The 7,686-nt window shown below is 66.3% G+C and carries 7 protein-coding genes; 5 read left to right on the top strand and 2 right to left on the bottom strand.

Translation table 11 applies throughout. The annotated features are described in order from the left end of the window. Positions 1-391: hypothetical protein (locus Q0R27_RS12075; protein ID WP_293945124.1), on the bottom strand; the 391-nt coding region annotated here is incomplete at its 3' end. A gap of 508 nt (positions 392-899) precedes the next feature. Here Q0R27_RS12075 and Q0R27_RS12070 point away from each other — a divergent pair. Both Q0R27_RS12070 and Q0R27_RS12065 read left to right on the top strand, forming a co-directional pair. Continuing rightward, positions 900-2,318, top strand: a complete 1,419-nt coding sequence (locus Q0R27_RS12070) for an MBOAT family O-acyltransferase (protein WP_293945122.1) — start codon at positions 900-902, stop codon at positions 2,316-2,318. Then, the gene (locus Q0R27_RS12065) at positions 2,293-3,504 is read left to right on the top strand and encodes a hypothetical protein (RefSeq protein ID WP_293945120.1); all 1,212 of its coding nucleotides are present in this window, start codon (positions 2,293-2,295) and stop codon (positions 3,502-3,504) included. Before Q0R27_RS12070 ends, Q0R27_RS12065 begins: the two co-directional genes overlap by 26 nt. On the opposite strand, the gene Q0R27_RS12060 is transcribed toward Q0R27_RS12065, so the two are convergent. Continuing rightward, positions 3,497-4,489 (bottom strand): alpha/beta hydrolase, encoded by a 993-nt coding sequence (locus Q0R27_RS12060; protein ID WP_293945118.1) that lies wholly within the window; start codon positions 4,487-4,489, stop codon positions 3,497-3,499. The two genes, Q0R27_RS12065 and Q0R27_RS12060, sit on opposite strands and share 8 nt — an antisense overlap. Positions 4,490-4,562: 73 nt before the next feature. Here Q0R27_RS12060 and phaR point away from each other — a divergent pair, with 73 nt between their 5' ends. The 3 genes from phaR (at position 4,563) to glmU (ending at position 7,641) form a co-directional block, all read left to right on the top strand. After that, positions 4,563-5,099 carry a polyhydroxyalkanoate synthesis repressor PhaR gene (gene phaR / locus Q0R27_RS12055; RefSeq protein WP_293945116.1) on the top strand — a complete coding sequence of 179 codons (537 nt, stop codon included), beginning with the start codon at positions 4,563-4,565 and terminating at the stop codon, positions 5,097-5,099. A gap of 404 nt (positions 5,100-5,503) precedes the next feature. Next, positions 5,504-6,199: a hypothetical protein gene (locus Q0R27_RS12050; RefSeq protein WP_293945114.1), complete on the top strand. Its 696-nt coding sequence runs from the start codon at positions 5,504-5,506 to the stop codon at positions 6,197-6,199. Between the two features lie 71 nt (positions 6,200-6,270). Next, entirely contained in the window at positions 6,271-7,641 is a 1,371-nt protein-coding gene (gene glmU / locus Q0R27_RS12045; protein ID WP_293945112.1) for a bifunctional UDP-N-acetylglucosamine diphosphorylase/glucosamine-1-phosphate N-acetyltransferase GlmU, read from the top strand. The last annotated feature ends 45 nt before the right edge of the window (positions 7,642-7,686 follow it).

The raw sequence follows: 7,686 nt of genomic DNA, 5'->3' as shown, positions 1-7,686 counted from the left end.
CGAGGCCGCCGAGCCGTACGAGTTGCGCGAAGTAATGGCGTGTGAACCCATGTTTCTCCGCGACAACATCAACGGGCTGATCACCGCTTTCGGCAATTGCGAGCCTAGCGGCGTGGGCATTGGCGACCATCAGCATCAAGCCATCGATCATATGCGGCCTTTCCAGCATGATTGCATGCCAGCAGAACCGGTCAATGTCCTCTTCAGTCCAGATTATCTCGGCGCGGTTGCCACCCCGGTAAAGGGTCGGAATCCCTGCCGCCGCATTTTGCGAGACCAATCCTCTCAACTTCCCGAATTTAAGAAGCTCCCGGAGAACCATCACCCCCAGATCGGCGGCGCGTGGCGTCGATGAACGGGAGTCACGCCAGTCCATGACCTTCGATTGCATGCGGTGGTCATTCCACAGCGACAGTGGGGTCGTTCCCCACCGGTCTTCGATGATTCGCAATTGGCTTCCCCAAGTTTTCTGCGTGCCGGGAGCCAGAGCCGCCCACTCGGGACTGGAGTTCCGTTCAGGATCGTGAGATCGCCAGCGTCGGATAAGGGAGACGAGCAAGCGAGGATCAGGCTGCGTCTGCTGGGCGAGGTGCTTGCTAAGCGTCGCGACATCGTTGGCGTTCAGGCTCGGCCTGCAACCGCCGACTTGAGATTTGATGCCTTCGGAGGGCAGCGCTCTATCCAGCTGAGCTATGGGTGCGTGGGCCGTCGTTTAGCCGGAGAGGCGCGCGCGGGCAAGCGAGGTTGCGCGGCTTGCCTCCGCCCCCCGAATGGCGCACCACCTTCACCAGGAGGCTTGATCCAGCGCAACTTTCGAGTCGCCGGCCTTTGTGTATGCGTGCAGCTTGTGGGGGCCAGGGCATGAGGAACGGGACGACCAGCGCGCGGTGGCGCGACGCATGATCTTTAACTCGCTGACCTTCCTGGTCTTTTTCGCAATCGTCCTCGCGCTGCACAACTGGCGCTTTCCGTGGACGGTCAAGAAGATCAACCTGCTGGTCGCCAGCTACATCTTCTACGCCGCGTGGAATCCGCCGTTCGTAATCCTGCTGTGGATTTCGACCGTGGTCGACTGGTGGGCGGCGCAGGCGATGGTCCGGTCGGAGCGCCAGTCGACCCGGCGGGCGTGGATGATCACGTCGGTCGTGGTCAACCTCGGCATGCTTGGCTTCTTCAAATATGGCGAGTTTCTGCTCGCCAATTTCGTCGCTCTGGCGAAGGCCGTGGGGGTCGATTTCCATCCGGCGCAATATGACATCATCCTGCCGGTCGGGATCAGCTTCTATACCTTCGCGACGCTGTCCTACACGCTCGACGTCTATCTGCGCCGCGCCCAGCCGGCCAAGCGGTTTCTCGACTACGCGCTGTTCGTGACCTTTTTCCCGCACCTCGTCGCGGGGCCGATCATGCGCCCGACCGAGCTCGTCCCGCAGTTCGCGGAACAGCGCAAGGCGAGCGCGCACCAGCTCTTCTTCGGGCTCGCGCTGGTCACCCTCGGGCTGTTCCAGAAGGTCGTCATCGCCGACGGCTTCCTCGGCCCGGTGGTCGAGAAGGTCTATGACGCGCACGACAAAATACCGGGGATGCTCGACGCGTGGGCCGCGACGTTTGCGTTCGCCGGGCAGATCTTCTGCGACTTCGCCGGCTATTCGACGACCGCGATCGGGGTCGCGATGTGCCTCGGCTTCGCCATGCCCGATAATTTCCGCTTTCCTTATGCGGCGATCGGCTTCTCCGATTTCTGGCGGCGTTGGCACATCACCTTGTCAAGCTGGCTGCGCGACTATCTCTACATTCCGCTGGGCGGCAATCGCCACGGCGAAGCGCGGACCTATGCCGCGCTGATGGGAACGATGCTGCTCGGCGGCCTTTGGCACGGCGCGAGCTGGACGTTCGTCGTGTGGGGCGGGCTTCACGGGACCTATCTCGCCGCCGAACGCTGGCTGAAGAAGCGGTTCGCCGGAGTGACGCCAGGCCGCGCGATGCTCGTCGCGCTGGGGCTGCTGACCTTCCTGCTGATCAACGTCACCTGGGTGTTCTTTCGCGCCAAGACCTTCGGCGGCGCGGCGACGATCCTTACCGCGATGGTCGGCATGTCGGCCAAGCCCACGCCGCTGATCGCGCTGCTGCCGCTAATCTACGCGCTGGTCGCGACGACCGCGATCGTCGCGACCCACTGGGCGATGCGCGACCGCACGATCGAGCTGGTCATCGAACGGACCCCGGCGTGGCTCGTTGGGCTGATATGGGCAGGGATGGGCATCGCGATCATCGCCGAACAGGGAGCGGGCAATGCCTTCATCTACTTCCAGTTCTAACGGTTCCGGCGGTCCCAACCCGACCCTCCCCGGCGGCGGTGTGCTCAGCCGTGACGGCGCGCTCCCCGCCGGGCTCAGGCTGACCGCGTCGGACCGCCCCGGGCAGGCGCAGCCGGTGCCGACCCGCGACGTCCCCCGCCAGCCATGGGGCAGGCTCGCGCTTGGCGTCGCGCTGGCGCTGCTCGCCGGCACCGCCGCGCTCGAAGTCAATGCGCGGCGCAACGGGCTTCACGCCGGCGATCTCGACAATAGCGAGACCGACTGGGCCAACGAACGCGCCCGCTCGGCGCAGGCACCGGTGGCGATCGTCGGCGACAGCCGGATCCTGTTCGACACCAATTTCAACCGGTTCGAGCAGCTAACCGGAATCCGCCCGCTCCAGCTCGCGATTCACGGGACCAGCGCGCGCACATTGCTGAAGGACGTCGCCGACAACAAGGCGTTCCACGGGCTGCTCATCGTCGGGATGGCGGACACGATGTTCTTCCAGCCATTCGACGGCTATGGTCGCTACATTCACGAGCGCAAACACTTCCTCTCGCCGGCGAAGGAATCGTCGCAGGCGATCGACCATTTCCTTCAGCGGCGCCTGGCGTTCCTCGATTCGAGCTACCGGCTGAGCGTCGTCGCCGCGCGGCTCGATCCCGGCTACCGTGGCGGAGCTGACGGGCCATACGACGATGTCTGGAAATTAGCGGAGGTCGGCGAGCATCGCGAGACATCGATGTGGCCGCGCATCCTGACCGATGCGCGACTGCGCGGCCACGCCCGCTATGCGTGGAAGGGGTTCAAGGAGGACAAGCCCTTCGCCGACGCCCAAATTCGCAAGGGCCTGGCCGAAGCGGCAACCGCCGTCGCAACCATTCGCGCGCGGGGCGGTGACGTGGTGTTCGTCCGCCCTCCGTCGGACCGCCACCTGCGCATCAACGAGGAAGCGGCGATCCCCAAAGCCAAGGGCTGGAACGCGCTGCTTCGTGTCACGCACAGCGTCGGGGTCCACAACGACGATTTGCCCGCGTCGGTCAATAACCTGCTGCTCCCCGAATGGTCGCACCTCAGCCGCGGCTGCGCGGTGGTGTTCACCGATGCCTATGTGCGGAGATTGGCGCAGCTGACCTCGCGGCTGAAGCTGCGCGCCGATGCGCCGCCGTCGCTGACCCGTGACGACTGCATCAACGTCAGGTGAGGAAGTCCAGCAGCGGCCGGTGGAGCTGCTCGGGCGCGTTACTGCCGACGATCATGCCGACGTGTCCGGCGGAGACGGCGTGGGACGGCCCGGGCGGGGCGCTTGCGGCGGGAACGATGCGGTCGGCGCGGGCGGTGAAGTGGAGCGCCGGCGCGGGGTCGGGGCGGATGATGGCACCGCCGACCTGCCATGTCCCGCGCCCCGAACGGTCGGCGAGGAACAATTGCTCGATCAATTCGCGCGCGGCGGGGAGGGGGAGCGCTTCGCCGTCGTTCGCCCAATCCTCCAGTGCGACGAAGCGGGCAAGCGCCGCGCTTTGCTCGGGCTCGTCGGCGAGGCGGGCGAACTTGGCGACGATCGCGGCAGGATCGAGCGACCAGAAGGCCGCCTGCAACACCTCGGTCGGGAGCACCCCGAACGCCGTGGAGGCGGGCGCGGCGCTGGTCCACAGCTGCTTGAGCGAGGCGCGCGACTCCTCGGGATAGGCCGAAAACACCCACGGCGCGGCGAGCGTCGCGACTCGCGTCACCGGGATGAGGTTGGCCGCCGCCAGCGCCATCGTTCCACCCAGGCAATAGCCGGCGAGCGCGACCGGTTCGCCGATCTGGCGCATCAACGGCACCAGCAACTGCTCGACATGTCCGACAAGGTCGAGATCGGCGCGCGCCGACGCCGGGCCCCAATCGAGCAGCATCATGTGGTGCCGCGTCGCCAGCGCTTCGGCCAGTGACTGGCCGGGCAGGTCGAGCACGCGCGGCGGGTTGATCAGCGACGGCACGAGCAGCACCGGCGAACCGCTCCCGCCATGATCGCGCACCATCGTGCCGCCGACTTGCGCCAATGCGGGACGCGGCGCTTGGGGCGGCCGCCGCTCGGCCCGCTGATATCGCCCGAGCCCGTCGAGCGCGCGGCGGGCAAGCGCCGGGTTCCCCTTTGAAACTTCGCGCAAAAGCTCGAGGAACAGCGGCAACGGACGCGGCGCCATCGTCGCTCCAGCGCCATGTTGCAGTGCGATATCTCGCGGTGCTACTGTTTCGGTCACGGCACAGGAGTAGAGCATGGCGAAGTCTGGCGGCAAGGTGACGATCAAGAAGTACGCCAACCGGCGGCTTTATGACACCGAAAGCTCGAGCTACATCACGCTCGACCGGCTGGCGGCGATGATCCGCGAGGGCCGCGAATTCGAAGTGCTCGACGCCAAGTCGGGCGACGACATCACCCACCAGGTGCTGACCCAGATCATCGTCGACGAGGAATCGCGCGGATCGACCATGTTGCCGGTCAATTTCCTGCGCCAGCTGATCGGGCTCTACGGCGGGTCGATGCAGGGCGCGGTGCCGGCCTATCTCGACGCGGCAATGGACGCGTTCAAGTCCAACCAGAATGCGATGCGCGATGCGCTGACCGCCAACCCGCTGGCCGACCTTGCCAAGCGCAACATGGCGATGTTCGAGGATGCGACCGCGGCACTCCGGCCCAAGGTGAAAGCGACCGAGCCCGCAGGGACCCAGGCAGCGGGCGGGGCGAGCGAGATCGATAAGCTGCGCGCCGAGCTCGCGGCGTTGCAGGCGAAGGTCGAGAAGCTGGTCGGCTGAACGCCAGTTTGGCGAGTATCCTTCGCGTCCGCGATACGCGTCCGCGGCGGCTCGAAAAACCAGCACAGGATTATGACCAGAATTTGGTTATTTTCAAGTCTTGAAGTGTGCCGCGTTTCGACTCATCCTGTCTCCAGTTTCAACGCAGCGAAAGGAGGTGATCCGATGTCTCATGGTTCAGCTAAGGGGTCGGGTTCGTTCGTTCGGGAGATGCGGGGCTAATCACTCCGCACGAGGTCTTCCGGGCTGGAACTTCCGGCCGCTGACCATGTCGAGGGGGCTGTCACTCAGGTGGCAGCTCCCTTAACTATTCCAGGCCTTTGAATGGTGCGCGTAACTTGCGCTTGACGGAACCGTTTCGCCGGTGGACCGTCTTGCCTTCGACGACTTCACGGGAGGTACGCATGGCCAAATCGACGACGCGCGGTTCGGGTGGGAAATCGGGTTCCACCAGCAGCGGTAGCGAGACCACGATCGACAAGCTGGCGAAAGCCGCGCTGAGCCGCGAAATGCTCGCGGCGGCGCTGACCGCGGCGGCGGCGGCGCTGGCTGCTTCACCGGGCGCGCGGCGCAAGATTCGCGACGCCGGGATGGACGCCGCCGACAGCGCGTCAAGCGCGGCGACCGCGATGATGACGAGTGCGTCGAAGCTCGGTACGCTGATCGCCGAAGCGGTCGCCGACGCAGCCCAGCGGGTGATGTCGGGCAAGTGGAGCGACGAATTCACCGCCGCGACGAGCAGCGCCAAGCCGAAAGCGGCACCAAGCGCGCGCGCTTCGACATCGGCGAGCAAGGCGACGACGACCCGCAAACCGCGCGCAAAGGCGGCGACAAAGACCATCCGCCTCAAGCCCGGTCCCAAGCCGCGCGCCGCGACGGCGGCGGCGCCCGCGACGCGCGCCAAGCCCGGGCCGAAGCCGCGCGCCGCGACCGCTGCGGCAGCGAGCTCTACCCCGGCGGCGTCGAAGCCCGGACCCAAGCCGCGTTCGGCCACCGCCAAGCGCTCCTCGAAAGCGAAGACTCGCCGTGGCGGTGCTTCGGCGCGCAAGCGGGCGACTCCGCCCAAGACTCCGCCCAAGACTCCGCCGGCCAAAAGCTGAGACGGACCGGGCCGCTCGCATCACGGGCGGCCCACTGGCGCGCCGCGTGACGGCATGGCAAAGTCGGGCATATGACCGACCCTGTCTTGCCGCTCGCCGTAATCATTCTCGCCGCCGGGCAGGGCACGCGGATGCGGTCCGATACGCACAAGGTACTTCACCCGATCGCCGGCAAGGCGATGCTGCTCCACCTGCTCGACACCGTGTCCGAACTGTCGCCGGCGCGTGAAGTGCTCGTCGTCGGCAAGGGCCGCGAGCAGGTCGAGGCAATGGTCGCGGCGCGCGGCGCGACGATCGCGGTTCAGGGCGAGCAATTCGGCACCGCCCACGCCGTCGCGCAAGGCTTGCCCGCGCTCGACAGTTTTGACGGTAACATCCTGATATTGTTCGGAGATACCCCTTTCGTTGAAGCCGGGACTCTTCGCGCGATGTTGTCCCGGTTGGCCGCCCCCGACTCCCCCAGCATCGTCGTCCTCGCGCATACGCCCGTCGATCCCGGCGCCTATGGCCGCGTGATCCTCGGCCACGGCGATCTTGTCGCGAAGATGGTCGAGTATAAGGACGCCACCGAGGCAGAGCGAGCAGTCCGGCTGTGCAACAGCGGAATGATGGCGCTCGCCGCCACGGACTTGCGCCGCTGGCTGCCCCAAATCGGCAACGACAACGCGGCAGGCGAATATTACCTCCCCGACCTCGTCATGGTCGCGGCCGCCGAAGGCATCGCCGCCGTCGCGGTCGAGGGCGCGGCGATCGAGGCGGTCGGGATCAACAGCCGCGCCGAACTCGCCGCCGCCGAAGGGCAATGGCAGCAGCGTCGCCGGATGCAGATGATGGCGGCGGGAGTATCACTCATCGACCCCGCCAGCGTCTGGTTCGCCGCCGACACCGTCATCGGCCGCGACGTGACGATCGAGCCCCACGTTTTCTTCGGCCCCGGCGTGACCATCGCCGACGGCGCGATCATCCGCGCCTTCAGCCACATCGAGGGAGCATCGGTCGGCCCGGGTTGCGAAGTCGGCCCGTTCGCCCGCCTCCGCCCCGGCGCGGTGATGGAGGAAGGCTCGAAGATCGGCAATTTCGTCGAGATGAAAAAGGCGCGCCTCGGCCCCGGCGCCAAGGCCAACCACCTGACCTATCTCGGTGACGCCGACGTCGGTGCCAATGCCAACATCGGCGCGGGCACGATCACCTGCAACTACGACGGCTTTTTCAAATACCGCACGGTGATCGGCGATGGCGCTTTCATCGGTTCGAACAGCGCGCTGGTCGCCCCGGTGACGATCGGCGCGGGCGCGATCGTCGGCGCGGGCAGCGTCGTGACGAAAGACGTCGAGCCGGACGCGCTAGGCATCGCCCGCGCCGAGCAGAAAGGCCTCAACGGCTGGGCGGCACGCTTCCGCGCGAAGGCCCGCGCGAAAAAGTCTGGTTCATCTTCCGCATAAAGCGGGTGAGGCCCGCGAAATAGCGCGGCTGGTCGTCGTACATTG

The sequence above is a fragment of the Sphingomonas sp. genome, assembly GCF_025362505.1.
Lineage (GTDB): Bacteria > Pseudomonadota > Alphaproteobacteria > Sphingomonadales > Sphingomonadaceae > Sphingomicrobium.
This window is presented reverse-complemented; position numbering and strand designations above follow the sequence as displayed.